The organism is Algorimicrobium bowmanii (assembly GCF_054031195.1).
In genome coordinates this window covers 2,287,111-2,311,674 of sequence record NZ_CM132929.1, presented here as the reverse complement: position 1 = coordinate 2,311,674, position 24,564 = coordinate 2,287,111, and the positions used below count along the sequence as shown (strand labels likewise).

The window sequence follows — 24,564 nt, the reverse complement described above, 5'->3', positions numbered from 1 at the left end:
GTTTATTACCTAAAGATACTAAAATCCAGTTTTAGGGAAAAGACGTTGGAGTATAGCGCGACACTTTGATCGCCAATGTCGGTAAAGGCATAATCGACTTGAATACCTTTGTATTTAAAGCCTAATCCCATACTTGGTTGAAAGGATACACGCTCGTTGTTATCGATTTGTAATTCGTTTTGAAAGTTCCCCACACCGGTACGTAGGAATACCATATCGAGGTACCCGAACTCAAAGCCTAATGCTGGTGTGATACTTGCAACGGATGTGGAAATGATATCGTTATTCTGCTCGAAGCGGATGTTTAAATCTATTTCAGCTAATAAAGAATAGTCGTAACGAAAAATGAATTTTTTAGAAGCCCCAATTTGTAATTTAGGGATGGTAATTTCGGTGGTTTCCGGTAGTTCTTGATTTTGTCCTTCTACGGCATTTTGAATGGTTTCGAAGGCTTCCTCATCGATAGCCCAGGCGTTAAAGGTGGTTGTGATATCACGCGCCATGATTCCGAATTTCCAATCGTTATCGGTTTCAAATTGTATGGCTGCATCTAAGCCGAATCCCCATGAGGAGGCAAAATCGCCAATAATACGACGGATCACTTTGGCGTTGATTCCGTAGTTTAAACCATCTAGCGGTAAGCTTCTAGCATAGGAGAAGGTTACCCCGTAATCGGCTGTAGAAAACAGGCTGATTCGGTCGTAATTAATATTTCCTTCATCGTCAATAAGCTGGGTGGTGTTTAGGATATCATCTACCGCAAAACGGATTACCGATATGCCAATAGCCGAGCGGTCATCGATAGGCATGGCAAATGCCATATAATCGTAGCTAGCAATATTGGCAAAGTAGCTGGAGTGCATAAGCGCTAGTTGCTTGTCTTCAATATGCACTAAACCTGCAGGGTTCCAGTATCCGGAATTAACATCGGCAGAATGTGCTGTTACGGCATTACTCATACCCAATGCGGCTGCATCTACACCAATATTCATAAACTCGTTGGAATACTTACGTACAGCTTGGCTATATCCGGTTACCGTTATTAGTAAAACCAGTAATGAGGTTTGTAATGCTTTCAAAAACAATTCTTTTTTTGCAAATATGCTACAATTTTTCAACATATTAAACTTGAAAATGATGGAGTTATTGCCTATTTATTGTTTTAGACGTAAATAGTTTGTTATTTTTACACGCATATCTCTAAAAGTATGAAAAAATATATTCCCAATCTTATTACCTTATTGAACTTATTGAGTGGTTGTATAGCCGTTGTTTTGGCTGTTAGTAACCATTTTGTAACGGCCGCTATATTTGTGTTTTTGGGTATTTTCTTTGATTTTTTTGATGGTTTCTTTGCGCGCAAGTTTCAGGTGCAAGGCCCATTGGGCGTTCAGTTAGATTCTTTAGCCGATATGGTAACCAGTGGTTTGGTTCCGGGTGTGGTGATGTTTAAGTTATTGCATTTAGCTGTTGGCACAGAAGGCGTAGTTGTTACGGGAGATTCGTGGCAGCGTTCTTTTTTGTTTGATGGCTTGGACTATGCCCCCTTGGCTTTTTTAGGTTTTTTAATAACTTTAGCTTCGGCGTACCGCTTGGCTAAATTTAATATAGATACCGAACAACAAAGCTATTTTAAAGGTTTGCCAACGCCTGCCAATGCGCTATTGATACTCTCGTTACCCTTAATTATGGAGTATCAAAACCAGGATGGGATGAATGCTTTAATTTTAAATCCTTGGTTTTTAGTAGGGATGACACTTTTAAGTAGTTATATGCTGAATGCTCCTGTAAAATTATTTGCTTTAAAATTTAAGCGTTACGATTTTCAGTCCAATGTAACCCGCTATTTATTTTTATTGCTGACCGTTGTTTTATTGGTGGTCTTACAATTTGCGGCTATTCCGCTTATTATTTTGTTATATGTGCTTCTGTCCTTGCTTACAGCAAAGCAGATTGGTGCCTAACCTTAAACTAACCCAAACCTTATACTTATGGCTTCTGGATTTTTTGCCCTATTAGATGATATTGCAACACTTATGGATGATGTTGCTGTACTTAGTAAAGTAACCACTAAAAAAACGGCTGGTATTTTAGGTGATGATTTGGCGGTAAATGCCGAAAAAGCTTCGGGGTTTGTTTCCTCACGAGAGCTTCCTGTTTTATGGGCGATTACCAAAGGCTCTTTTCTGAATAAGTTGATTATTCTGCCTATAGCGTTCTTATTGAGTGCTTTTCTGCCCGCAGCTGTAACTGTTATCTTGGTTTTAGGGGGCATTTACTTGGCTTTTGAGGGCGCTGAGAAAATATATGCTTATTTCGTACCACACCATCATGACGATCAGGGTACGCCTGACCTGACCGAATCGCTTTCTGAAGCCGCTATTTTAGAGTTGGAAAAGAAGAAGGTGAAATCGGCTATTATAACCGATTTTATTTTATCGGTAGAAATTGTCATTATTGCTTTGGGCGCTGTTTTAGAGCAGACTTTAATGCTTCAGATTATCGTGGTTTCTATAGTAGCTGTTATTGCTACTGTGGGGGTTTATGGTATTGTAGCCATGATTGTAAGAATGGATGATTTTGGCTTGCGTCTTGTTAAAAAAAGCAATGGTTCTGGTATTATGCACGGTATAGGTCGTGTTTTGGTTCATGCTTTGCCTTATGTTATAAAAAGTTTATCGGTAATAGGAACGCTTGCTTTACTGCTTGTTTCGGGTGGTATTTTTGCTCATAATATTGATTTTTTTCATCATATACTGGAGTCTTGGCCTGCTATTTTAAAGGAGTTTACTATTGGCTTACTAGTTGGTATTGTAGCTGTTTTTGTTTTTAATGTGGGGAAAATGTTGGTACGGAAGTAGTGGAGTAGTGGAATAGTGATTAGTGAGTTGTGAGGAGTGATTAGTGGAGTGGTGAAATAGTGATTAGTGAGTTGTGAGTAGTGTAATAGTGGAATAGTGAGAAGTGGAATAGTGAATAGTGAGTAGTGAATGGTGGAATAGTGAATGGTGATTAGTAATTTAAAAAAAAACGTTGGGATATGGATCATAAGGAATTACAGGTTTGGAAACAAAGTATGGATTTGGTGGTTATGGTCTATGATTTAACGCGGGCTTTTCCTGATGAGGAACGCTACGGGTTAATCAGTCAGATGCGGCGTGCGGCTGTTTCCATACCCTCGAATATTGCTGAAGGTGCTGCACGGAAAAGTGATAACGAATTTTTACAGTTTTTGAGTGTCTGCTTGGGGTCTTTAGCGGAATTAGAAACACAGTATCTTATTGCTGTCCGTTTGCATATAACTACTGCTGATACTCCTATGGAAACGTCTCTTGTGGCGGTTAAGAAATTGCTATTGGGATTTCGGAATTATTTACGGAGCAAAAAAAGTAGTGAATAGTTGAATGGTGAATAGTGAGTGGTGGAGTAGTGATTAGTGAATGGTGAGTAGTGTAATGGTGAATGGTGAAATAGTGATTAGTGAGGAGTGATGGAGTAGTGGAATAGTGAATAGTGAATGGTGAGGAGTGAGGAGTGAGGAGTGAGGAGTGAGGAGTGAGGAGTGAGGAGTGAATGGTGAGGAGTGAGAAGTGAGTTGTGAATAGTGGGTATGGGGTATTATACCCGGATATGTGGGGTATGTAATAAAAAATAATAGGCGATAGAATTAGTCTCTAATTTTCTTTCTACGAAGTTCGAAATTCTGACCAAGGTAAACTTTACGAACCATTTCATCGTTAGCTAGTTCTTCTGGTTCACCGGCTTTTAGGATGTTTCCTTCGAACATTAAATAGGTTCTATCGGTAATCGCTAAAGTTTCTTGTACGTTATGATCGGTAATTAGGATGCCGATATTTTTCTTGGTTAGTTGCGCGACAATACGTTGGATATCTTCTACGGCAACAGGATCGACACCTGCAAAAGGTTCGTCTAATAGAATAAAGTTAGGATCGGTAGCAAGGGCGCGTGCAATTTCTGTACGACGACGCTCTCCACCTGATAATAAATCGCCACGACTTTTACGAATGTGTCCTAAGCTAAACTCGTCTATTAGCGATTCCATTTTCATAAGCTGTTCTTTTTTACTTAGCTTGGTAAGTTGTAAAACGCTTAAAATATTATCTTCAATGCTTAATTTTCTAAAAACAGAAGCTTCTTGGGCTAGGTAGCCAATACCATTTTGTGCCCTTTTATACATTGGGTATTTGGTGATATTGGAATTGTCTAAATATATATTACCCCCATTAGGTTTGATTAGTCCTACAATCATGTAGAAGGAGGTTGTTTTACCCGCACCGTTAGGTCCTAGTAACCCCACAATTTCACCTTGGTTTACCTCTAAAGAGATGTCTTTAACGACTTTTCGGCCGTTATAGGACTTCATTAAATGTTCTGCTTTTAATTTCATAGGCTTAAACTCTTGGCTAAAATAATAAAATAGCGACGAGAATAATAAGATTCTTATTGAATTTAGTTAAAGTTTAACGCCCTTTGGGATTTGTAAGGGCGTTATACCTTAGCTTTTATCTTTTTTTAAGGTCTTTTTTTTCTTCACGTTCTTGGTTACGAACGACAATTTTAGAAATATAAATACTTATTTGGTATAGTAATAAAATAGGAATGGCAACGATAACCTGACTGGCAATATCCGGCGGTGTAATTACAGCCGAAATAATCAGTACAATGACTAAGGCGAACTTGCGGTATTTTTTTAGTATCTGTGGGGTAACTAAGCCTATTTTGGTTAGGAAATAGATAACAATTGGGAGCTCGAATACCAAACCGGAAGCTAGGGATGAAGAGCGTACCAGTGCTATGTAGGAGCTTAAATCTATTTCGTTGGATATTTCGCTACTCACATTATAGGTCCCTAAAAAGTTTATAGACAGCGGTGTAACAATATAGTAGCCAAATAAAACCCCAATAAAGAATAGTAAAGAGGTGATAACAATGAAACCTCGTGAATGCTTACGCTCATTTGGTTGTAGGCCTGGGCTAATAAACTTCCATAGTTGATATACTACGTATGGGAAGGCTATAATTAATCCGGCATAAATGGAGGTCCAAATATGTGCAGAAAACTGCCCTGCCATAGTTCTGTTTTGAATTCTAAATGGGAATTCTTCCAAGCAGAATGTGGTATCGATACCTATAAATTGTGACATTTGACACAGGTACTGATAGGTAGGGAAGGTCATTTTTTTAGGTCCGAAAATAATGGTTTCGAAAATGAAATTGGACATTAAAAAAGCAACACCACCAGCAATTAGCACCCCTAAGGTTGCTCGTATTAGATGCCATCTTAAATCTTCTAGGTGGTCTAGAAATGACATGTCATTAATACTCTTTTTAGCCATTATATAATACCTTCTTTAATTAAGTCGTGAATGTGAACAATACCAGCATAATCGCCATCTCGCTCTACTAATAACTGGGTGATTCCGTTTGATTCCATAAGCTCTTTAGCATCGACAGCCATGGCATTCGCATCAATCCGTTTTGGATTTTCGCCCATAATATCTTTGGCTTTTAAGTTGTTGAAATCGTTAGATTTTGTAAGCATACGTCTTAAATCGCCATCGGTAATAATACCTACAATTTTATGATTTTCGACAACAGCCGTTACTCCCAGCATTTTTTCGGATATTTCAATAATAACACTTTTAATATCGGTGTCTGGTGTTACTTGTGGTTTTTGATTGACATCGCTCATATCTTGAACGCGCAGGTATAATTTTTTACCTAAGGCACCACCTGGGTGATACTTGGCAAAGTCGTTACTGGTAAAGCCCCGTAATTCTAATAGGCAAACCGCAAGGGCATCGCCCATAACTAATTGGGCTGTTGTACTTGTTGTTGGTGCCAAGTTGTTTGGACAGGCTTCTTTTTCCACAAATGTATTTAGAAGGTAGTCGGCATTTTTTCCAAGAAAAGAATCACGATTTCCAGTAATGGCAATCATTTTATTGTTGGCCCGTTTAATTAAAGGTACGAGCACTTTAATTTCGGGCGTATTTCCACTTTTAGAAATACAAATTACCACATCATCCTCCAAAATAAGTCCTAAATCGCCATGAATGGCATCGGCTGCATGCATAAAAACCGCAGGAGTTCCAGTGGAGTTTAGGGTGGCTACAATTTTGGTAGCAATGATGGCACTTTTGCCTATACCGGTAATAATTACACGCCCTTTGGAGTTAAAAATGCAGGAAACTGCCTCGGAAAAATCGGTGTCAAGTAGGTTAGACAGGTTTGATATAGCCTGACTTTCCATGTCAATAGTCTGTTTAGCAGTCTGTAAGATTGTATTATGATTTTTCAAAATTTATTATTTTTTTGGGTTGATGCTTTTAAAGATTTTTATATCTTTAATGTTATTCAAACTAAATAATTAATTTGTTGTTTTTTGAATGTTGCAAAGCTAACAAAAATAATTATGAGAGTCCTGTAAATGCCCTTGTAATTACATAATAACGAATTTCTATTTGGTGCGTTTTAATTAAGGTAACAATTAAATTAAAATCGATACATGTCTGTAAACGAGAAAGACTTGCATGAAGCATTAAAAACCTATTTTGGATTTAATGCCTTTAAAGGCTTGCAAGAACCTGTAGTAAAAAGTATTTTATCGGGGAAGGATACATTTGTCATTATGCCAACCGGAGGCGGAAAATCGTTATGCTACCAATTGCCAGCATTGATGCAAGAAGGAACCGCTATTGTTGTGTCACCATTAATAGCCTTGATGAAGAATCAGGTAGATGCCATCCGAAGTGTTTCGGAACACGATGGTGTGGCCCATGTTTTAAACTCATCGTTAAATAAAACGGAGGTTAAACAGGTGAAGCACGATATTACAACGGGGGTTACCAAGTTGTTATATGTAGCACCAGAATCATTGACCAAAGCTGAGAATGTGGAATTTTTACGCTCGGTTAAAATTTCGTTTATGGCGGTAGATGAAGCGCACTGTATTAGTGAGTGGGGTCATGATTTTAGACCAGAGTACCGAAATTTAAAACGTATTATAGAGCGTATAGGTGATAATATTCCTATTATAGGCCTTACGGCTACAGCTACGCCTAAGGTTCAAGAAGATATTCTTAAGAATTTAAATATACATGATGCGGTTACTTTTAAAGCATCGTTTAACAGACCTAATTTATATTACGAGGTACGTCCTAAAACCAAGCATGTAGATGCCGATATTATTCGTTTTGTTAAAAAACACGACGGAAAATCGGGGATTGTTTATTGTTTAAGTCGCAAACGCGTTGAAGAATTGGCCCAAACCCTACAGGTAAATGGTATTAAGGCATTGCCTTACCATGCCGGTTTGGATGCTAAAACCCGTGCCAAACATCAGGATATGTTTTTGATGGAGGATGTAGATGTTGTTGTGGCTACCATAGCTTTTGGAATGGGTATTGATAAACCCGATGTGCGTTTTGTGATACACCATGATATTCCTAAAAGTATAGAAAGTTATTACCAAGAAACAGGCCGTGCAGGACGTGATGGTGGTGAAGGACATTGTTTGGCTTTTTACGCCTATAAGGATATAGAAAAGTTAGAGAAGTTTATGTCTGGGAAGCCTGTTGCGGAACAGGAAATTGGTCATGCTTTACTACAGGAGGTTGTAGCCTTTGCGGAAACGTCTATTTCCAGACGTAAGTTTATCCTGCATTATTTTGGTGAGGCTTTTGACTCGGAAACGGGTGAAGGTGCCGATATGGATGATAATATGCGTCATCCTAAAAAGCGCCATGAAGCTCAGGATAATGTGGTAACCTTATTAGGAATTGTATCCAAGACCAATCAGAAATATAAGACTAAGGATTTAGTAAACGTTATTATAGGTAAAGAAAATGCCTTGATAAAATCGCACCGTTCTAACGAACAACCATTTTTTGGACAAGGACGCCATGAAAGCGATAAGTATTGGATGGCATTAACGCGACAGGTTTTAGTAGCCGGTTTACTTAAAAAAGACATTGAAACCTACGGCGTTATTAAGATAACAAAGGCAGGTAAAGCTTATTTAAAACAACCAGAATCGTTTATGATGACGGAAGATCATTTGTTTAATGCTGAAGCCGATGATGCTATTATAGCAGCTACTAAAGGCTCTGGTGCTGTTGCAGATGTGGCTTTAATGAAAATGTTGAAAGATTTACGGAAGCGCAATGCCAAACGTTTGGGTGTGCCTCCGTTTGTTATTTTTCAAGATCCTTCATTAGAAGATATGGCTTTGAAATATCCAATAAGTTTGGATGAATTAAGTTATGTGCATGGTGTAGGCGAAGGGAAGGCTAAAAAATACGGTAAAGATTTTGTAGAACTGATTGCGCGCTATGTAGCGGATCATGATATTGTAAGACCAGATGACATGGTTGTGAAATCGACCGGTATGAATTCGGCCTTAAAACTTTATATCATTCAAAATATAGATAGGAAGTTACCTTTAGATGATATTTCATCAGCCAAAGGGATGTCTATGTCTGATTTTATTAAGGAAATGGAAGCCATTGTTTTTTCAGGAACTAAACTGAATATTGATTATTGGATTCAGGATGTCCTAGACGATGATCAGCAAGAAGAAATTCACGAGTACTTTATGGAGTCGGATACCGATAAGATAGACGTTGCTATTGATGAATTTGATGGTGAGTATGATGATGAAGAGCTCCGTTTATACCGTATTAAATTTATTAGTGAGGTAGCAAATTAGAATCTCGTATAGATCCGTTTATAAATAGGTTGCTGACTTTTATATACCACTACAGGTATTGGGTTGGCTTTTTATAAGGTTATCGTGTTTATATATGTGTTGTTTTAAGCGTTTGTAAGGCTTTCGATTGGGGGTATTATTAAGGTGTGATTCCATATAAATAAGGGATTCATTTTGTGTGATGCAATTCCCTACAATTTCATATCTTTGCAGCTCATTAAAACAATACATGATGCAAGACGGTTTATACGCAAAATTTCATACTACAAAAGGTTCTATTCTAGTAGCCTTAGAATTTCAAAAAACACCAGGAACAGTAGGTAACTTTGTTGCTTTGGCAGAAGGTAATTTAGAGAACTCAGCTAAAAAGCAAGGTACTCCTTATTATGATGGTTTAAAATTTCACCGAGTAATCCCTGATTTTATGGTTCAAGGTGGTTGCCCTCAAGGTAGTGGTACTGGTAATCCGGGTTATAAATTTGACGATGAGTTTCATCCAGATTTAAAGCATGATGCTCCAGGTATCTTATCGATGGCTAATGCAGGACCAGGTACAAACGGGAGTCAGTTTTTTATTACACACGTTGAAACACCATGGTTAGACGGTAATCATACTGTATTTGGTAAGGTTGTAGAAGGACAGGATGTTGTTGATGCTATAGCGCAAGGCGACCAAATTGATACTTTAGAAATAATCCGTGTTGGTTCGGAAGCTGAGCAGTTTAATGCTGTTGAAGCGTTTAGAACGTTTGAAGGATCTCGTGAAAAGCGTTTAGCTGAAGAAAAAGCGGCTGCCGAGGCTGAGCTGGATACATTGGCAGCAGGATTTGATAAGACCGAAAGTGGTTTACGTTACCAAATTCTACAAAAAGGAACTGGTTCTAAAGCTGAAAAAGGACAAACTGTTTCCGTACATTATAAAGGGCAGCTAGCTGATGGAACTGTTTTTGATTCGTCATACAAACGTAAAGAACCATTAGAATTTCAAGTTGGTGTTGGTCAGGTAATAGCCGGATGGGACGAAGGTATTTGTTTATTAAACGTTGGTGATAAAGCCCGTTTAGTCATTCCTAGTCACTTAGGTTACGGTGCTCGTGGCGCAGGTGGGGTTATTCCAGGTGATGCGACCTTAATTTTTGATGTAGAATTAGTAGCTACAAAATAGCACACCTTTTTATATAGATTAAAAAAAAGCTGCCAATAGGCAGCTTTTTTTTGTTTTCATATTAAAAAATTAATGTAATTTAACCACCAAACCATCCGAAACCATGACTAAATATCTATTTTATTCCTGCTTGCTACTCGCTGTTTTTGGTGCGCAAGCCCAGGAGCGTTTTTTATCTATTAGTGCTAAAGATTCTATAAATGGGGAGCCTCGTTTTACCACCAGTATTGGTGCTAATTTGAAGCTTAACGGTTATTTTGATTTTTTTGGTGGCTTGCAAGATAGTGAGACTTTTAATGTTGGTAAGATTCACGTTTTTGGAACTGATGATTCTCATAGTTTGCATATGGATTTATACCAGACGCAAATTGTTTGGGCTTCGGCTTTTGTGTTGAAGGATGGTAGACATGTAACATCGGTGGTAGAGGGTGATTTTTGGGGCGGTAACGGTCAGTTTCGTTTGCGTAAGGCTTATGTAGAGTCTGAACACTGGCAAATTGGTCAGAATTGGAATAATTTTGCCGATGAGGATTTATGGCCGAACATCCTGGAGTGGGAAGGGCCGCCATCTGGTGTTTGGTTGCGTTCGCCACATATTAAATACACCAATCATTTTAAGAATCCGGAGTGGCGTTATGCTTTTAGTTTGGAAGCGCCTATATCAGATTATTTACGCTACCCTGAATTAGAGCCTTTGGTTGAAGAAGCGAATCAGGTAGCTCCCGATTTTACTGCAGCAATATCGTATAGAAAAGCATGGGGTCATATTAGGTTGGCTTCTATTTGGCGCCATATTACCTATAAATTGGATGGCGAAAAATCTAGTTTTATGGGCTATGGATTTAGTTTAAGTGGAAAATATCAAGTAGTCCGTAATAATTTTCAATTTCAATTTACGGGCGGTCAGGGTATTTCGGCTTATTTAACAACCGTAACGGGTTTTGGTTATGATGGTTTTCCTACCAGTAGTAATGGATTTAAAGCGACGCCAGCATTTGGCGGTTGGACTTCCTATGAGTATTTCTTTTCAGATAAATGGCATAGTAATTTAGTAGTTGGCTACACGAACTTTAAATTAGATGATTTAGAGCGTTTTATAGTTGCTGATAATTCGGAACTACCGGTATTACAGTTGACAGGTACCGTTAATCATGTACATTACTATGGCCTTTTAAATGTTATGTACGATGCTTTTAGCCATATGACCGTAGGTTTGGAGGTTGATTACGGTGTTAAAGTATTTGAGAGTACGGGTCAGGTAAATAATTTGGTGGAACGCATAGATAAGCAACGGGATGCTTTGCGTGTTAGTTTTGGGTTTATGTTTTCTATATAATACAGATTGTAACCGTTTTAAATTAAGCGGTTATCCATTTGATATTACAGCCAATACTGGGTTTTTGTTCTTGATCTATTTCGGTGTTGTTCAGGATGCTGTTTAAGGCTTCTCGAAGGTCTTTACCGGTTACCGGTATGTTGTTACCAGGTCTTGAATCGTCTAACTGTCCGCGATAAACTAGTTTTAAATCTTTATCAAACACATAAAAATCGGGTGTGCAAGCCGCTTGATACGCTTTGGCAACTTCTTGAGTCTGATCATATAAATACGGGAAAATATAACCTTCGTTAATGGCATTTTCCTTCATTTTATCTGGAGCATCCTGTGGGTAGTTTTCAATATCGTTACTAGAAATAGCAATAAGATTTACCCCTTTACTTTTATAGTCCTTAGCTAGTTTAACCAATTGGGCATTGACGTGTTTTACAAAAGGGCAGTGGTTGCAGATAAACATGATAACGGTAGCTTGCAATCCTTTAGCGCTTTGTAGTGTTACTTTTTCCTTGGAAATAGTATCTATTAAACTAAATTTTGGTGCTTGTGTTCCTAGAGGAAGCATGTTTGAAGCTGTTTGTGCCATGGTTATTTTTTTTAGGTTTCAATTTAAGGATTATTTTACATGTCTACAATTATATAGGGGTTATTCTACCTTGGGTTAGTGGGGGCGTTTGTGTGTGTAGGCTTGAATTTATAAGTAATTATTTGTTATTTTAAATTTTAACTATCATATTACCATCTTTTACCAAATTATATAATCGGTCCCTTTTTTATGCAAGTACTTGATAACGTTCAAATTCATTTTGATACCACGAATTTGTGGATTTTAAATATTGCTTTGGCTGTTGTTATGTTTGGTGTGGCTTTGGGGATTAGCTTGGCTGATTTTAAGCAACTTTTTAAAACCCCCAAAGTGGTGATTTTAGGTTTGGTATCTCAGTTTGTTTTATTACCGTTACTAACCTATTTGTTTGTATTACTAGTAAATCCGCAGCCGAGTATTGCTCTAGGGATGCTTATGGTAGCCGCTTGCCCCGGTGGGAATATTTCTAATTTTATGACCCATATGGCAGGTGGGAATACAGCATTATCTGTTAGCTTAACTGCGTTTTCAACCTTTGTAGCTATTGTGATGACGCCTTTTAATTTTGAGTTTTATGGTAATTTATATGCGCCAACAGCTGGTTTGCTACAAGATGTGGCTTTAAACCCTTTAGATATGGTAGAGATTGTATTATTGATATTGGGAGTGCCGTTACTTTTGGGTATGCTGGTGCGTGCTAAATATTCCAGTTTTGCTATTCGCTTGTCTAAGTGGTTGAAACCTTTTTCGATACTTGTTTTTGTGGCTATTGTTATTATAGCTTTAATGAATAATATGGCGGTGTTTAGAGACTATATTCATCATGTTTTAGTTTTGGGGATTAGTCATAATATTCTAGCATTTGGCTTGGGCTTTTTAGTGGCTTGGGCTTTTAAATTATCTGTAGCCAACAGGAAGACCCTTACTTTGGAAACCGGAATACAGAACTCTGGTATAGGCTTGTTACTGATATTTACTTTTTTTAATGGTTTAGGCGGTATGGCTATTATGGCTGCATTTTGGGGTATATGGCATATTGTTTCGGGGTTGTTATTGGCTTATTTTTGGCAGCCTAAGGTGCTTATTAAAAAAGGAGTTTCGTGAAAAAAATATGGTTATATAGTGTTCGGTTTTATATTAAACTCGGTTTGTTTTTTTACTATCGGCGTATTCACGTTCGTGGGGTTTCCCATGTTCCTAAACAGGCGCCTGTTTTATTGGTTTCCAATCATAATAATGCGCTACTAGACGCGTTGCTGATAGCCACCAATTCGGGACGGTTTTCGTATTTTTTAACACGCGCTAGTGTGTTTAAGAAACCTCTAGTTAATGCTATTTTGCGGAGTTTAAATATGTTGCCAGTTTATCGGGTACGGGATGGATGGAATAGGATTGGAGATAACCATGCCGTTTTTGAAAGTTGTATTGCTTGCTTGGCTGATCATGAAGCAGTAGCCCTTTTTCCTGAAGGAAACCATCATATTAATAGAACCGTAAGACCGTTAAGTAAAGGTTTTACACGTCTTGTTTTTGATACTTTGGAGCATTACCCTGATACCGATTTGAAATTGGTGCCTATAGGATTGAGTTATAAGCAGGCTGATGCTTTTGCTGATACGGTGTTGTTAAACTTTGGAGCGGTATATGACGCCCAGTGGTATTTAAAAGCAGATAGGCATGTTGAAACCCGCCGTTTAAAAACGGATATTTGGACGGCCTTAACTAAGTTAACGGTGCATATTCCTGCGGAACTGTATGGTGAAACCATAGAGGTGTTGGATGCTCAGGCGGTTGATTATTTAAACCCAGAAGGGGTTAATGCTTGTTTGGCTTCTAATTTGGAGGCTTGTCCGAAAGCGAAGAAGCCGAAGTATACAGGATTGAAAAGTGTCTTTAAATTCTTGATGTGTTTGTTATTGATAGGACCTTATGCTATATGGAAAGGCGTAGCAGTACCCCAAATTAAAGAGGTGGAATTTGTAGGGACTTTTAGGTTTGGTGTTGCTATTAGTTTGGTGCCTTTATGGTTGTTTTTGGTAGGCGGTATATTGGCAGGAACTTTAGGAATTGGTGCTGGTTTGCTGTATGTGGTTCTCACGCTGTTGGTGAGTTTGTTGGCTGTAAAATTATAAGCATAAAAAAAGCCACTAGAAGTGGCTTGATATATTGTGTGATTCTAGATTTAGATATCGTCAAAATCTATATTTGTAAAACTTTCCGCTGATGTAGGCTTCTCGTCATCTGCAGCCGTGTTGTCCGCTAAATCGGTAAAGTCTTTTTTAAAGTCTCTTTGATGGCGTTCGCTAATTACTTCGTCACCTTTTTCGTTAATGATATAATTTGTCATTTCCGATAGGATGCTGTTGAATTCAGAAAAGTCTTCTTTGTATAAATAGATTTTGTGTTTTTTATAGTGGTAAGATCCATCATCATTTGTGAATTTTTTACTTTCTGTAATCGTCAGGTAATAATCGCCTGCTTTAGTAGATCTTACATCAAAAAAATAGGTGCGTCTTCCAGCTCTTAATACTTTGGAAAAAATCTCTTCTTTCTCCATCATTCCGTTATTATCCATAGTTCTATTATATATTATAAAAACACAAATTATTAAGTTCCTCAAAAATCTAAAAAAAACAGATACCAACCAACAAATTATGAATTTTCTTTTGTTTTCTGCTTTTAATGTTGCTTAACTGGTTGGTTGTGTGTTTGTTGTTTGCATGTTTATAGTGCTTTTTTCTTTAAGAATTAGCTGCTTCACTAAGTTGTTTTAAATATAGGTTTTTATAGTAGCCATCAGTATTTATAAGTGTTTCATGCGTACCTGCTTGTTGAATTTCACCATCTTCAAGAATAATGATTTTGTCGGCATTTTTAGCTGCCGAGATACGGTGACTCACAATAATGGTTGTTTTTCCGGCGGTTATTTTTTTAAGGTTGTTTAGGATTTTCTCTTCGGTTTCTGTGTCAACGGCAGATAAACAATCGTCAAATAATAATATTTGAGGATTTTTAATAATAGCGCGGGCTATGGAAACCCGTTGCTTTTGTCCGCCTGAAAGCGTGATACCGCGTTCTCCTAAAACGGTATTATAGCCATTGGTGAAAGCTTGAATGTTTTTGTGTACTTGGGCGTTTTTAGCAGCTTGAATAACCTCTTGGTCTGTTGCCTGCTCTTTTCCGAATTTAATATTATTGTTAATAGAGTCTGAAAACAGAAAGGCATCTTGTGGTACGTAACCTATAGCGTTCCGTAAATCGGTTAGATTTACCTGGTTTATAGGTTGTCCATCTATAAGTAGGGAGCCTGAATCTATATCGTATAACCTACCAATTAAATCGAGAATGGTAGATTTTCCAGAACCAGTTTTACCAATTACGGCTAAGGTTTCGCCACTTTCAATTGTGAAAGACACGTTGTTTAAAGCCTGAATATTGGTGTCGTCATAAGTAAAGGATACATCTTTAAAGGTTATTTGTCCTTTAATAACAGATGGTTTTGTTGCGTTGTTTTGAATTTCAGGTTCTATTTTCAGGAATTCATTTATACGTTTTTGTGATGCCTCAGCTGTTTGTACAATAGAAGTTACCCAACCTACCGTAGCTACGGGCCAGGTAAGCATATTAACATAAATTATAAATTTGGTTATAACCCCTAAACTAATCTGACCATCGATGTATTGGAGTCCCCCAACATAAATAACAATCAGGTTACTAAGTCCTATAAGGAGAATCATCATGGGGAAAAAGAAGGCATTTATTCGAACAAGATCTAATTGTTTCTGACGACTTTCGGTAGCTAACTCATTGAAATTGCTAGCTGCTTGTTGCTCCATACCATAAGATTTAATAATGGCTATACCACTAAAAGTTTCCTGAGTAAAAGAGGATAGTTTTGATAGGTATTGCTGAACAATGGTACTACGCTTATGAATGGTTTTACTTAACTTGTATATAATTACGGATAAGATAGGTAAGGGTATTATGGTATATAAGGTAAGTAAAGGCGCTTGTCTGTACATGAAAAATATAGCAATGGCAAAGAGTGTAAAGGTGTTTATGCTATACATAATAGCAGGACCAGCATACATCCGTACGCTATTTACATCTTCACTAATACGATTCATTAAATCACCCGTACGGTTTTTCTTATAAAAGTTTAAAGACAGCTTTTGGTACTGCTGGTATATTTCATTTTTTAGATCGAATTCAATATAGCGCGACACATTAATAATGGTCTGGCGCATAAAGAATGTTAGCACACCGGTAATAATAGCTGCACCAATAATGTAAACAATATTGAGGAGTAACTCGTGTTTTACGGTAGCAATATCGGTTAGGGTGCCTTTACGGTATTCGTCAACCACATCAATAGAAGCGCCAATAAGTTCGGGTGTAAACAGTAGAAATACTTTAGAGATTATGGTAATAATGATTCCAAGGATAACCTTGGTTTTATATTTTATGAAGTATTTATTTAAATGTTTTAGTTCTTTCATTAAAGCGACTCGGGTTTATATAAAGTTTTTAACAAATTCTGATTTTAATATTATTTATGTTGTATAAACATTAATAATCATTTAATTTTGCACGTTGTTTTTACAGATTGTACAAAACACAATAACACATAAACTATAATTAATATGGTAACAGACGTTATTAATGCGAATGAATTACATAAAGTTGATCCTGTTTTTGGGCAACAATCATTCGATAATCACGAGCAAGTTGTTTTTTGCAACGACAAAGATACAGGATTAAAAGCAATAATTGGAATTCATAATACCGTTTTAGGACCTGCATTAGGAGGAACCAGAATGTGGAATTATGCCAATGAATGGGAAGCTTTAAATGATGTTTTGCGTCTTTCTAGAGGTATGACTTATAAGTCAGCCATTACAGGTTTAAATCTTGGTGGTGGAAAAGCGGTCATTATTGGTGATGCTAAAACGCAGAAAACACCAGAATTGATGCGTAAATTTGGTGAGTTTGTACATGGTTTAAGCGGTAAGTATATTACAGCTGAAGACGTCGGTATGACTACAGGAGATATGGATACGGTTCGTGAGGTAACACCTTATGTAACGGGTATTTCAGAATCGCTTGGTGGTGCAGGTAATCCGTCGCCTATAACAGCTTATGGTGTGTTTATGGGGATGAAAGCAGCCGCTAAATACAAATTTGGTAGTGATGTATTAGAAGGAAAATCTGTTTTTGTACAAGGTATTGGTAATGTAGGAGAAGCATTAGTTGAACATTTAGTAGATGAAGGTGCACAAGTAACCATTACTGATATTAGTCAAGAACGTTTAGAAGCGGTACGTGATAAGTATGGTGTTGCTATTTATGGTGGTAATGATATTTATTCGGAAGCTATGGATATTTACGCGCCATGTGCTTTAGGAGCGACTATTAACGACGAGACTATTCATAAAATACAAGCACAGGTTATTGCAGGTGCTGCCAACAACCAGTTAGCAATAGAGCAAAAACACGGCCCTATATTACAAGAGCGTGGTATTGTTTACGCACCAGACTTTTTAATTAATGCTGGAGGTATTATTAATGTATATGCCGAACTTGAAGGTTACGACCGTAAAGAGATTATACGTAAGACAGAAAATATTTACAATACAACATTGGAAATATTAAATAATGCACAAACGCATAAGATTACAACAAATCATGCTGCTATGAATATTGCTCAGAGCAGAATTGATGCAAGAAAAAATGAGAATTTGAAGTAATTCTTTTAAATAAATTATATTTTTGCGGGGCGAAAGGTTTACTTTCGCCCTTTTAAATTTAAAGTTCTTTGTAAATATGCTAAACAGAAGACATATTCGTATAAAAGTGATGCAAACTATTTACGCCTATACCGAGGGAGAAGGTGGCGATTTTAGTAGCGATCAAAAGTTTTTATTACGCAGTATAGAAAACATGTACAATTTGTATTTATTACAATTGTCATTATTAATTAAATTGCAAGAACGATCTGAGGATCTGGTTCTTAAAACGCAAAATAAGCAATTGGCCACTTCTGCCGATAAAAATCCAAACCGCAAGTTTAGTAACAACGAAGTTTTATTAGCCTTAAAAAATAATATTAGTTTAAGAGACACTTTTGATTCCTATGATGTTAAAAACTGGGATTTAGATAGTGAGTATGTAGACGTTATTTTTAAAAGCATGTTAGCTTCAGATTTATATAAGGACTATATGCAAACACGTACCTCTACGTTTGCTGAAGACCGTAGCTTTGTAGTAGATTTGTTTAAGGAAATTATAGCACCTAATGATAAGCTGTATGATTATTTAGAAGATCAGAGCTTAACATGGACTGACGATTTACCTGTAGTAAACACCGCACTTCTTAAGTTGTTACGTAAAGTGAAGCAGACATCTGCAGAAACCTTTTTCTTACCAGAGCTTTTTAAAGACGATGATGATCGTACTTATGCTATTGATTTATTTAAGAAAACTGTTTTAAAACAGAATAGTTTAAATGAAACGATAGCCTCAAAAACTAGAAATTGGGATGCAGAGCGTATAGCTAGTATTGATACGGTACTATTACAAATGGCTATTTGTGAGTTAACAAACTTTCCATCTATTCCTGTTAAGGTAACAATTAACGAGTATTTAGAAATAGCAAAAGAATATTCTACACCAAAAAGTAGTGTTTTTATTAATGGTATTTTAGATAAGTTAATTAAAGAATATCAAGAATCTGATAAACTAAATAAAGTAGGACGGGGGTTGATGTAATAAGAAAAAATTCTTACATTTACGCTCCGAACAAAAAAAGATTTTTATTATGAAAAAAGTAATTTTAGGATTAAGCGCATTTTGTTTAATCGCATTTACATCTTGTAAAGAAGATGCAACCCAAAAAATTGATGAAAGTAACGTTGCTGAAGCAGCAGATAGAGATGCTCAAGCTTCTAATTTTCCCGTATTATCATTTGAGAAGCGCGAACATGATTTTGGTGAAATCCCATCTAAGCAAAGTGTAGAAACGGTATTTAAGTACACTAACACAGGTAATGCACCATTAGTAATTACAGATATTAAGAGTACATGTGGTTGTACAGTACCTCAAGACTGGAGTAAAGAGCCATTAGCACCAGGTGAAGGTGGTGAATTTACAGTTAAATTTAACGGTTCAGGCGCTAATAAAGTAACAAAAACGATTACTGTAACAGCTAACACGGAAGCAGGTAAAGAAACTGTTAAGATTTCAGCATTTGTAAAGCCAGATCCTAATGCACCTGCAAAAGCAGCTGCACCAGCAGTTACAAACCAAACTCAATTACCAGCAGGCGCTGTTCAAACACAAGCACCAAGAAAATACAGTACACAACCAGGTCATGAGGGCCATAACCACGATTAATTAATCAGATGGGAGAAAGTTTAAGTACGTTTTTACCGTTTATTTTAATGTTTGTTGTCGTGTATTTCTTCATGATAGCACCACAAATGAAACGGGCAAAACAAGAAAAAAAATTCGCAGCTGAATTAAAGCGAGGCGATAAAGTAATTACCAAAAGCGGGATGCATGGTAAGGTAGTAGACTTTAATGAAAAGGATGCTAGCTGTATTATAGAAACTCTTGCCGGTAAGATAAAATTTGATCGCTCTGCAATTTCAATGGAAATGAGTCAAAAACTCAATGAACCAGCGAAAAAGTAGCATTCAGAAACCTAATAAAAAGCCACTCAGATTCTGAGTGGCTTTTTTTTATACTTTTTTAATTTAAAATTCCGATATTGTTTGAATATTTATAATATGCGAAAGATTGTTTTAAGTTTTCTATTTCTGTTTGTTGTACAAGCAGCATCGTCTCAGGTTTTACTGACTTTAATTTTTGGTGAGAAGCTAAATTCGCCCAATATTGAGTTTGGGCTAGAGGGAGGTTATAATTTATCGGCAATATCAGGATTGGAACGATCCAATAGGTTATCGACTTTTAATTTGGGATTTTACTTTAATATTAAACTTCAGGAGCAGTTATATTTAGCTACAGGAGTTTTGGTTAAGTCTAATTTGGGAGCTGATGATTTACAGATTTCCGATTTGGAAGCTGCAGGTGTAGAGTATATAGCAGAAGCGGGAACTTACACTCAGAAAATTAATTATTTTTTGGTACCTGCCTATGTTAAATATGTGTTTTTAAATAATATATATGTTGAAGCAGGGCCTCATTTTGGGTTGCGCTATAAAGCTTTTGTAGAGTATTACAATGAAACCGATACTTATGAAACACGTATAAGGCAGTATAATACCGATGCGACGAATCCTATTGAAGTAGGTGCGGGGGCAGGTGTTGGATACCGATTTAAAAATATGAATGGCTTATCGGTAGGGTTGCGTTATTTTCAGGGTTTTGTAAATGTTTATAAAGGAAACTCCGATACCAAAAACAACAGTATTTTTATAAAGCTAAATTTACCAATAGGTGCTAAGAAAAGTGCTGAAAAGCGTCAGGCTGAAGCTCAAAATAATCAATCAGCAACGGAAACAAACTAAATTACTATGTCATTAAAAAAACTCCTTATTTACGGTGTATTAAGTCTTACATGTATAAGCTATAGTTATGCACAGCAACCTACCACTAAAGTTCGCAGTAAATTTGAAACGTATCGTGATAGTTTAAAGCAGGTAGAATATAACTATACATTTCCTATTTTGGGTCAAAGTGCTTACAACAAAGGATTTGATTTGCCTTACCCTGTTGGGGTTATGGGAAATTTTATGTTTATGGAACAAGGCATAACAGTTGATAATTTGCGCTTGGGCTTAACCACAAGTAATATAGATGTTGGATTAACGCCTGTAGATTTTATACAGTTTGGTAATAATGTTAATACCTCTTATACCGTTAATGTACGTCCTGATGTGTGGGTATTTCCATTTTTAAATGTCTATGGTATTTTGGGCTATGGCCATTCTACCACAGAAGTTAATTTGGTTTTTCCTGTAAACTTGCAATCCATTGTTGATCAGAATGTCACTACAGCAGGTGTTGGTATTATGTTTGCAGGAGCAGTAGGACCTGTTTTTTTCTCGGTAGATGCTAATTTTACATGGAATAAGCCGGAATTATTAGATTCAGCTGTTCCAGTTCGTGTAACAGGAATCCGTTTTGGTCATAGTCATGTTTTTAAAGATAAGCCTGATAGTAATATTGCTGTTTGGGTTGGTGGGTTTTTTATGGAAACAGGCGCAGATACTTCAGGTCAAGTGAAACTAAAAGAGGTTTTACCAGTTGATAACGGTGTGAAACGTGATGCTATAGTAAACGATTATTATAACTGGTATGATAACGAGGCTAGTATTCCTCAAAAAGTAGTTGCCGATAAAGTTCTAACGCCTATTATAGATCGTTTAGCAGCTGCTGATGGTGAGGCTATTATAAAATATGGTATAGACAAGCAAGTACAGCAAAAATGGAATGGGGTTATAGGCGCACAGTACCAACCTAATAAGCATTGGATGTTCCGTACAGAAATGGGGGTTTTAGGTAATAGGAAATCGGTTTTACTATCCGTAAACTATCGTTTTTTAATGTAATTAGTAGCTTGCTAACAGTCTTTATATTTATCGTGTAGACCTTTACCTTCAGCGATTAGCGGTTTTATTTTATCGATTCTGTTTTGTTGTGTGGTTTCACGTTTAGCAGCCGCTATATATTTTGTGTATTCTCGCTGTTTCCCCGGAGTTAAATTTTCGAATGCTTTTTTTAGTTTAGCATCGGCATCCAACTGTGATTGTAAAATGGGCGGGATGACAATGGGTGTTGATGTCTTCGTTTTAACGTGTTTTATGCCTTGTTTTTCATTGTTTATAGCTTCCAAAACATAGGCTTCAATAGCCTTTGTATTTATCTCCGTATTCGAGTCCAAACGCATTTGACGTAAGGCTTTTGTTTCGTCTTGTGCTTTTACTAATAGTTTCTGATCATCTTTTAGAAAGACTCCATTAAAAAACCACAAGCAATAATGGTTTTTAAATGCTGCTAATCCGATGACATTTTTACCATTCATTGTATATACGGGTGCTTTCCATTTAAATGTTTCTGTTAATTCTGTTTTATTTAAAATATCTCTTAAAAAGTTGAGTTCTTTTGTGAAATGTACCTGTTGATTTATGTAGTCCGTAATAAGATCGCTATTTATCATAATACTCTGTAATTTAGGTGGCTAAAACCCCTGTTTTATCTATAATTTTTATTTCAAATCTAGTTTGTTGAAAGTCAAATAACTACAATTATTTATTTTAATTGAGTCTAAATAAGCTTTGCTAATATGTTAATGCGTCCTATATTTGCATTCTATTTAAATCAAATCTAAATAACCAACCAATGAATAAAGTAATCTTTTTAGTCTTTTTGATGGCCTGTAGTCTGTCATTTGGACAGTCAAAAATTAATGGTACTGTGGTTTCAGAAACTTCAGAACCGATTTCCTATGCGAATGTAATGATTTTAGAAACACGTTTAGGAACGACTACTGATGATAACGGTGCATTTTCGTTTACTAATGTGACGTCTGGAACTTATGTTGTGCAAGTTTCTTTTGTAGGGTTTAAGTCTCAAACACAAACTGTAACTGTAGGTGAGAATGATGCTTTAAACTTAACTTTTAGTTTAGAGAATGATACCGAATTAGACGAAGTTGAAGTTTTTGGAAATCGTTTTAAGCATCCGGATAAGATTGAAGCTTTAACACGTTTGCCACTAGAACCTTATGAGCAAATACAAAGTATATCTATTATTTCTGATAAGTTAATTGAGCAACAGGGGAATTTAACTATTTCTGAGGCGACAAAAAACGTACCTGGTGTTTATACTTTTGCAACTTATGGTAATAAGCGTGAGAGTATGAGTTCTCGTGGATTTAGAGGTATTCCAATATTAAAAAATGGTGTTCGTGTACATTCGGATTTCCGAGGTGTCGGTATCTTAACCGATATGCAGGGTGTTGATAATATTCAAGTATTAAAAGGAGCTGCTTCAATCACACAGGGCGTTGCAACCGATTTAGGTAGTCCAGGTGGTGTTGTAAATATAGTAACTAAAACACCACGTTATTACCATGGTGGAGCTGTGTCTTTACGTGTTGGATCTTACGGGCAAGCGCGTACAACTTTTGATGTGTACGGACCAATAAACAAACAGAAAAACTTAGCCTTTAGAATAAATGGTGCTTTAGAGCGATCTGATAGTTACCGTAGTATGATTTCGTCGGAGCGTTTTTATATTAACCCATCTTTAGAATGGCGCATAGATGATAAAACCAAAGTAACCGTAGAAATGGATTATTTTGATGATAGTCGTACCCCAGATGTTGGGACTGTTAATTTAGCAGGTAATGATGTCAATGCTATTTACGACTTGCCATATAATCAGTTTTTAGGTTTTCAAAACGACCGTTCTAACACACAAAACTCTACATATTCTGTACGTTTAGATCGTAAATTATCAGATAAGTTAACCTTAAAAGCTGCGTATTTCAAATCAGGTCTAGGACTAGATGATAAGGGCGCTGGTTTAGGCGATGTTGTTTCTATAGCTGGTGAACCACAGTACAATTTAAGAGAGCGTAACTATGGTATTTCAACACGTGATGACGATAACAGTGTTTTACAGGTCGATTTAATTGGTGATGAATTACAAACAGGAAAAATTACACATACTTTTCAAGTAGGTTTTGATTACCGAACGTCTAAGTATGCTACTAGTTCACAATCATCAGGTGTTATTGATACTTTAAATGTTTTTGATTCAAATTCTCATGTGTTACCAAGTTTAGACTTATCTGAAACCGTTTATAGTGGTGGTGAAACCCGTTCTTTAGGTTTAATAGCGCAAGATGTTATTTCATGGAATAGTTGGTTAAAAACATTCCTTGGTGCTCGAATTAGTAGTACAGAAACATTTGCCGCTGTTGAAAACACACGTAGTTCTGCATTCAACCCATTAGTTGGTGTTATAGCTAGTCCGTTTGAGAATGTGAATGTATTTGCTTCTTATACCAATAGTGCTTATCCACGAACAGCAGCTAGATTAGGTGCTAACGGTGAAGAGTTAGGAAATGAGCGTTACGATCAGTTTGAAACAGGTATTAAAACAAACTGGTTAAACAGTAGGTTACGTTTTAACTTAACGTATTTTAAGATTAATAATAAGGATATAAACTTACCTGTATATGATGCTTCTTGGTCTACCATTCTATATTATCAAAAAGGCGGAAATGACCAACGTCAGGGTATTGAGGTTGAGCTAACAGGACGTGTTTTAGAGAATCTTGAGGTTATTGCGGGTTACTCTTATATAGACGCTGAATATAAAGAGCACACGTCGTATGTATACGGATCGTCTCCTTTAAATACACCAAACCATACTTTTAATGTATATGGGAACTATGCTTTTAGAGGTAGTTTAGAAGGCTTATCATTAGGTGCGGGCGCTTATTATACAGGAAAACGTCCCGTAAACGATTGGTCGTCTGGAGCCGTAACACATGAAGGTATTGTACCAAATCAAGAACCATTTGATGTTGATGCTTATACTTTAGTAAACATGCAAGCATCTTATACTTTTAATAAGCACTGGCAAGCACGTTTATTATTAAACAATGTATTTAATGAAATAGGTTATAATACATACAGAACTACCTATATTAATCAAACGGACCCAAGAAGTTTTGCAGCCATTTTAAATTACAGATTTTAATTTAGCTTTAGAA

23 protein-coding genes are annotated in these 24,564 nt (G+C 36.6%); 15 read left to right on the top strand and 8 right to left on the bottom strand.

What is annotated here, in order from left to right; translation table 11 throughout:
• Positions 1-5: 5 nt before the first annotated feature.
• The gene (locus ACW5R3_RS10290) at positions 6-1,079 is read right to left on the bottom strand and encodes a putative type IX sorting system protein PorV2 (RefSeq protein WP_456576930.1); all 1,074 of its coding nucleotides are present in this window, start codon (positions 1,077-1,079) and stop codon (positions 6-8) included.
• 129 nt (positions 1,080-1,208) lie between these two features.
• Between ACW5R3_RS10290 and ACW5R3_RS10285 the strand changes: the two genes are divergently transcribed.
• From ACW5R3_RS10285 to ACW5R3_RS10275, 3 genes are all read left to right on the top strand, one after another.
• Positions 1,209-1,964: a CDP-alcohol phosphatidyltransferase family protein gene (locus ACW5R3_RS10285; protein WP_456576929.1), complete on the top strand. Its 756-nt coding sequence runs from the start codon at positions 1,209-1,211 to the stop codon at positions 1,962-1,964.
• A gap of 27 nt (positions 1,965-1,991) precedes the next feature.
• Positions 1,992-2,861, top strand: a complete 870-nt coding sequence (locus ACW5R3_RS10280; RefSeq protein WP_456576928.1) for a DUF808 domain-containing protein — start codon at positions 1,992-1,994, stop codon at positions 2,859-2,861.
• 179 nt (positions 2,862-3,040) lie between these two features.
• Positions 3,041-3,400: a four helix bundle protein gene (locus ACW5R3_RS10275; RefSeq protein ID WP_456576927.1), complete on the top strand. Its 360-nt coding sequence runs from the start codon at positions 3,041-3,043 to the stop codon at positions 3,398-3,400.
• Positions 3,401-3,667: 267 nt separating this feature from the next.
• On the opposite strand, the gene lptB is transcribed toward ACW5R3_RS10275, so the two are convergent.
• From lptB to ACW5R3_RS10260, 3 genes are all read right to left on the bottom strand, one after another.
• Positions 3,668-4,408 (bottom strand): LPS export ABC transporter ATP-binding protein, encoded by a 741-nt coding sequence (lptB, locus tag ACW5R3_RS10270; protein ID WP_456576926.1) that lies wholly within the window; start codon positions 4,406-4,408, stop codon positions 3,668-3,670.
• Positions 4,409-4,523: 115 nt separating this feature from the next.
• On the bottom strand, positions 4,524-5,357 hold the full coding sequence (gene tatC, locus ACW5R3_RS10265) for a twin-arginine translocase subunit TatC (protein ID WP_456576925.1): 834 nt from the start codon (positions 5,355-5,357) through the stop codon (positions 4,524-4,526).
• Entirely contained in the window at positions 5,357-6,274 is a 918-nt protein-coding gene (locus ACW5R3_RS10260; protein ID WP_456578830.1) for a KpsF/GutQ family sugar-phosphate isomerase, read from the bottom strand. The genes tatC and ACW5R3_RS10260 overlap by 1 nt, the downstream gene beginning before the upstream one ends.
• A 255-nt stretch (positions 6,275-6,529) precedes the next feature.
• On the opposite strand from ACW5R3_RS10260, the gene ACW5R3_RS10255 reads away from it, so the two are divergent.
• From ACW5R3_RS10255 to ACW5R3_RS10245, 3 genes are all read left to right on the top strand, one after another.
• On the top strand, positions 6,530-8,731 hold the full coding sequence (locus tag ACW5R3_RS10255) for a RecQ family ATP-dependent DNA helicase (RefSeq protein ID WP_456576924.1): 2,202 nt from the start codon (positions 6,530-6,532) through the stop codon (positions 8,729-8,731).
• A gap of 232 nt (positions 8,732-8,963) precedes the next feature.
• The gene (locus tag ACW5R3_RS10250; RefSeq protein WP_456578829.1) at positions 8,964-9,896 is read left to right on the top strand and encodes a peptidylprolyl isomerase; all 933 of its coding nucleotides are present in this window, start codon (positions 8,964-8,966) and stop codon (positions 9,894-9,896) included.
• 103 nt (positions 9,897-9,999) lie between these two features.
• Positions 10,000-11,232 carry a hypothetical protein gene (locus ACW5R3_RS10245; protein WP_456576923.1) on the top strand — a complete coding sequence of 411 codons (1,233 nt, stop codon included), beginning with the start codon at positions 10,000-10,002 and terminating at the stop codon, positions 11,230-11,232.
• A gap of 22 nt (positions 11,233-11,254) precedes the next feature.
• On the opposite strand, the gene ACW5R3_RS10240 is transcribed toward ACW5R3_RS10245, so the two are convergent.
• A complete protein-coding gene (locus ACW5R3_RS10240; RefSeq protein ID WP_456576922.1) occupies positions 11,255-11,815 on the bottom strand; it encodes a thioredoxin family protein in 561 nt (186 codons plus the stop codon).
• Between the two features lie 189 nt (positions 11,816-12,004).
• On the opposite strand from ACW5R3_RS10240, the gene ACW5R3_RS10235 reads away from it, so the two are divergent.
• Complete coding sequence (locus ACW5R3_RS10235; protein ID WP_456576921.1) at positions 12,005-12,919, top strand: bile acid:sodium symporter family protein; 915 nt, start codon at positions 12,005-12,007, stop codon at positions 12,917-12,919.
• Entirely contained in the window at positions 12,916-13,947 is a 1,032-nt protein-coding gene (locus ACW5R3_RS10230) for a lysophospholipid acyltransferase family protein (RefSeq protein ID WP_456576920.1), read from the top strand. Before ACW5R3_RS10235 ends, ACW5R3_RS10230 begins: the two co-directional genes overlap by 4 nt.
• A 50-nt stretch (positions 13,948-13,997) precedes the next feature.
• On the opposite strand, the gene ACW5R3_RS10225 is transcribed toward ACW5R3_RS10230, so the two are convergent.
• Both ACW5R3_RS10225 and ACW5R3_RS10220 read right to left on the bottom strand, forming a co-directional pair.
• A complete protein-coding gene (locus ACW5R3_RS10225) occupies positions 13,998-14,390 on the bottom strand; it encodes a PUR family DNA/RNA-binding protein (protein ID WP_456576919.1) in 393 nt (130 codons plus the stop codon).
• A gap of 166 nt (positions 14,391-14,556) precedes the next feature.
• Positions 14,557-16,314: an ABC transporter ATP-binding protein gene (locus tag ACW5R3_RS10220; protein WP_456576918.1), complete on the bottom strand. Its 1,758-nt coding sequence runs from the start codon at positions 16,312-16,314 to the stop codon at positions 14,557-14,559.
• A gap of 144 nt (positions 16,315-16,458) precedes the next feature.
• Here ACW5R3_RS10220 and ACW5R3_RS10215 point away from each other — a divergent pair, with 144 nt between their 5' ends.
• From ACW5R3_RS10215 to ACW5R3_RS10190, 6 genes are all read left to right on the top strand, one after another.
• Positions 16,459-17,562 carry a Glu/Leu/Phe/Val family dehydrogenase gene (locus ACW5R3_RS10215; RefSeq protein ID WP_456576917.1) on the top strand — a complete coding sequence of 368 codons (1,104 nt, stop codon included), beginning with the start codon at positions 16,459-16,461 and terminating at the stop codon, positions 17,560-17,562.
• Between the two features lie 76 nt (positions 17,563-17,638).
• Positions 17,639-18,583 carry a transcription antitermination factor NusB gene (gene nusB / locus ACW5R3_RS10210; protein WP_456576916.1) on the top strand — a complete coding sequence of 315 codons (945 nt, stop codon included), beginning with the start codon at positions 17,639-17,641 and terminating at the stop codon, positions 18,581-18,583.
• A gap of 49 nt (positions 18,584-18,632) precedes the next feature.
• Complete coding sequence (locus tag ACW5R3_RS10205) at positions 18,633-19,208, top strand: DUF1573 domain-containing protein (RefSeq protein ID WP_456576915.1); 576 nt, start codon at positions 18,633-18,635, stop codon at positions 19,206-19,208.
• Positions 19,209-19,216: 8 nt separating this feature from the next.
• Positions 19,217-19,507 carry a preprotein translocase subunit YajC gene (gene yajC, locus ACW5R3_RS10200; protein ID WP_456576914.1) on the top strand — a complete coding sequence of 97 codons (291 nt, stop codon included), beginning with the start codon at positions 19,217-19,219 and terminating at the stop codon, positions 19,505-19,507.
• Between the two features lie 96 nt (positions 19,508-19,603).
• Positions 19,604-20,344, top strand: a complete 741-nt coding sequence (locus ACW5R3_RS10195; protein WP_456576913.1) for a porin family protein — start codon at positions 19,604-19,606, stop codon at positions 20,342-20,344.
• Between the two features lie 6 nt (positions 20,345-20,350).
• Positions 20,351-21,388 (top strand): hypothetical protein, encoded by a 1,038-nt coding sequence (locus tag ACW5R3_RS10190; protein WP_456576912.1) that lies wholly within the window; start codon positions 20,351-20,353, stop codon positions 21,386-21,388.
• Between the two features lie 11 nt (positions 21,389-21,399).
• On the opposite strand, the gene ACW5R3_RS10185 is transcribed toward ACW5R3_RS10190, so the two are convergent.
• On the bottom strand, positions 21,400-21,996 hold the full coding sequence (locus ACW5R3_RS10185; protein WP_456576911.1) for a YdeI/OmpD-associated family protein: 597 nt from the start codon (positions 21,994-21,996) through the stop codon (positions 21,400-21,402).
• A gap of 182 nt (positions 21,997-22,178) precedes the next feature.
• Between ACW5R3_RS10185 and ACW5R3_RS10180 the strand changes: the two genes are divergently transcribed.
• A complete protein-coding gene (locus tag ACW5R3_RS10180; protein ID WP_456576910.1) occupies positions 22,179-24,551 on the top strand; it encodes a TonB-dependent siderophore receptor in 2,373 nt (790 codons plus the stop codon).
• Positions 24,552-24,564 lie beyond the last annotated feature (13 nt).

What these genes read in the sequence shown, in the direction of transcription:
- yajC (WP_456576914.1), top strand. Translation starts at nt 19,217, where the DNA reads ATGGGAGAAAGTTTAAGTACGTTTTTACCGTTTATTTTAATGTTTGTT.
- ACW5R3_RS10260 (WP_456578830.1), bottom strand. Translation starts at nt 6,274, where the DNA reads ATGGAAAGTCAGGCTATATCAAACCTGTCTAACCTACTTGACACCGAT.
- nusB (WP_456576916.1), top strand. Translation starts at nt 17,639, where the DNA reads ATGCTAAACAGAAGACATATTCGTATAAAAGTGATGCAAACTATTTAC.
- ACW5R3_RS10220 (WP_456576918.1), bottom strand. Translation starts at nt 16,314, where the DNA reads ATGAAAGAACTAAAACATTTAAATAAATACTTCATAAAATATAAAACC.
- ACW5R3_RS10205 (WP_456576915.1), top strand. Translation starts at nt 18,633, where the DNA reads ATGAAAAAAGTAATTTTAGGATTAAGCGCATTTTGTTTAATCGCATTT.
- ACW5R3_RS10235 (WP_456576921.1), top strand. Translation starts at nt 12,005, where the DNA reads ATGCAAGTACTTGATAACGTTCAAATTCATTTTGATACCACGAATTTG.
- lptB (WP_456576926.1), bottom strand. Translation starts at nt 4,408, where the DNA reads ATGAAATTAAAAGCAGAACATTTAATGAAGTCCTATAACGGCCGAAAA.
- ACW5R3_RS10245 (WP_456576923.1), top strand. Translation starts at nt 10,000, where the DNA reads ATGACTAAATATCTATTTTATTCCTGCTTGCTACTCGCTGTTTTTGGT.
- ACW5R3_RS10185 (WP_456576911.1), bottom strand. Translation starts at nt 21,996, where the DNA reads ATGATAAATAGCGATCTTATTACGGACTACATAAATCAACAGGTACAT.
- ACW5R3_RS10285 (WP_456576929.1), top strand. Translation starts at nt 1,209, where the DNA reads ATGAAAAAATATATTCCCAATCTTATTACCTTATTGAACTTATTGAGT.
- ACW5R3_RS10240 (WP_456576922.1), bottom strand. Translation starts at nt 11,815, where the DNA reads ATGGCACAAACAGCTTCAAACATGCTTCCTCTAGGAACACAAGCACCA.
- ACW5R3_RS10225 (WP_456576919.1), bottom strand. Translation starts at nt 14,390, where the DNA reads ATGGATAATAACGGAATGATGGAGAAAGAAGAGATTTTTTCCAAAGTA.
- ACW5R3_RS10255 (WP_456576924.1), top strand. Translation starts at nt 6,530, where the DNA reads ATGTCTGTAAACGAGAAAGACTTGCATGAAGCATTAAAAACCTATTTT.
- ACW5R3_RS10190 (WP_456576912.1), top strand. Translation starts at nt 20,351, where the DNA reads ATGTCATTAAAAAAACTCCTTATTTACGGTGTATTAAGTCTTACATGT.
- ACW5R3_RS10195 (WP_456576913.1), top strand. Translation starts at nt 19,604, where the DNA reads ATGCGAAAGATTGTTTTAAGTTTTCTATTTCTGTTTGTTGTACAAGCA.
- ACW5R3_RS10275 (WP_456576927.1), top strand. Translation starts at nt 3,041, where the DNA reads ATGGATCATAAGGAATTACAGGTTTGGAAACAAAGTATGGATTTGGTG.
- ACW5R3_RS10215 (WP_456576917.1), top strand. Translation starts at nt 16,459, where the DNA reads ATGGTAACAGACGTTATTAATGCGAATGAATTACATAAAGTTGATCCT.
- tatC (WP_456576925.1), bottom strand. Translation starts at nt 5,357, where the DNA reads ATGGCTAAAAAGAGTATTAATGACATGTCATTTCTAGACCACCTAGAA.
- ACW5R3_RS10250 (WP_456578829.1), top strand. Translation starts at nt 8,964, where the DNA reads ATGCAAGACGGTTTATACGCAAAATTTCATACTACAAAAGGTTCTATT.
- ACW5R3_RS10280 (WP_456576928.1), top strand. Translation starts at nt 1,992, where the DNA reads ATGGCTTCTGGATTTTTTGCCCTATTAGATGATATTGCAACACTTATG.
- ACW5R3_RS10180 (WP_456576910.1), top strand. Translation starts at nt 22,179, where the DNA reads ATGAATAAAGTAATCTTTTTAGTCTTTTTGATGGCCTGTAGTCTGTCA.